At 61.2% G+C, this 1,677-nt stretch carries 1 protein-coding gene; it reads right to left on the minus strand.

Annotated features, from left to right (window positions below; translation table 11 throughout):
* On the minus strand, nt 1-1,072 hold a 1,072-nt coding region (ltrA, locus tag AB0M95_RS40935; RefSeq protein WP_363777167.1), incomplete at its 3' end, for a group II intron reverse transcriptase/maturase.
* Nucleotides 1,073-1,677: the final 605 nt, after the last annotated feature.

The following is a 1,677-nucleotide window of genomic DNA, read 5'->3' on the forward strand; positions in this document are numbered from 1 at the left end:
CGTAGTACTTCTGTGTTCCTCGTTTCCGCATTCTGCGTATGGTCATGCCGAGGAAATCGAAGCCCTCGTCTATGTGAACCACGCGGGTCTTTTCCGGTGACAACCGCAACCCCAGTGTGACTAGGACGGTCGCGACCTCCTCACGCAGTGCCTCAGCATGGTGTCTTTCCCCGAACACCATCACGACGAAGTCGTCGGCGAAACGGATAAGACGCCAGTTGCCCAGGCCCTTTCTTACGCGTTTGGCCCGCTGTGATTTGGTTCCCATCTCCTGCTGCCATTGCCGGTGGAAGTGTTCGTCCAACGCCGACAGAGCGATGTTCGCCAACAGCGGGGAAAGCGGCCCGCCTTGTGGGGTGCCGGTGATGGTCTCTTCCCGGTCTCCGGCTGTCGTCATGACCCCGGATTTCAAGAACGCCTTGACCAGCGCACACACGCGTTTATCCTTGATCCTACGCCGCAATCGGTCGAGTAGTGGCGTGTGCCCGATCTCGTCGAAGCACGCGGCGATATCCGCCTCCAGCACCCACCGGTAATTGGTAGGCTCGGAGGCCAGATGGTGTATCTCGGCTATTGCGTCGTGTGTGCGCCGGTTAGGACGGAACCCATACGAACACGGCAGAAAGTCTGCCTCAAAGATGGGTTCGAGCACCAGCTTCAGACTTGTCTGGACCACGCGGTCAGCGACAGTAGGTATACCTAGTTTGCGGAGTTTCCCGCTGGCCTTTGGTATCATCACCCGGCGCACTTCGACCGGCTGGAACTCGCCCGACTTCAACGAATCCCGGACGTGGCCCAAGAACACATCCACCCCAACCCGGGTTTCGATCCAGGCCACCGTGGCCTTGTCGACTCCCGGGGTCCTCGCCCCGACATTCGATGCCACACGTTCCCACGCGTGAACCAGAAACGCCGGGTCATAAACAAGGTTGTAAAGGTCACCGAACCGACGGGAGAGCTCCTCTCCCGCCCAGCGATGTAACTTGGTCTGCATCCTCCGTACCGCGAAAAAGGCTGAATCCTGATCCGGCCAATCCACGGCGCCGGTGTTCACCGGCGCATCTTCGGACATTACACTCCCTCCTTGAACTGACACGCTGCCGTTCTTCCCCATGTACGCGGCTTTCCCGCGCTCGGAGTACTACAACGGCTCCGCCCCACCTGCTCCTTCGGTCGGCGTCGCACCTATCCCTGGTTCCCTCCCTGGCTGGGCAAAGGGACTCCGTGGAACGGTCGCAGGTGGTTCCCACGTTCACGGGTGTTCGGTCGACGGGTTAGGCACTCGGCTGTACCCCTGCGGCATCGCCAACGGTTACGCCGTAGTCATTCACCGTGGCCTCCCGACCCAGACCGCAAAGACCCAATCGGGAGTTCTCCATCCGTCGTCGACGAACGGATACGCGCCGCCACCCAGCCCACATCCGCCGGATTAGAGCTGGTAAGGCCGTCAAGAGGCGTAACAACACCGATTCCTCACGTGTACCTTCCCGTCTCGCTCACCGCGCTCGGCCCATCCGGCAGTACTGAACCGACGCGACTTTGTCGAGGCTGCTCTCACCCTCCCCGGCGACCCCCGGGTCGAGTTGCCTCCAGCTTCACCCTGCCGCTACGACGGCAAGGCGATGGACGGTCTTTCACCTCCATCCGCAACACCCGCGCCTCGTGGCGCAATCACGG

Origin of the sequence: Sphaerisporangium sp. NPDC051017 (assembly GCF_040683095.1) — a bacterium.
GTDB lineage: Bacteria > Actinomycetota > Actinomycetes > Streptosporangiales > Streptosporangiaceae > Sphaerisporangium.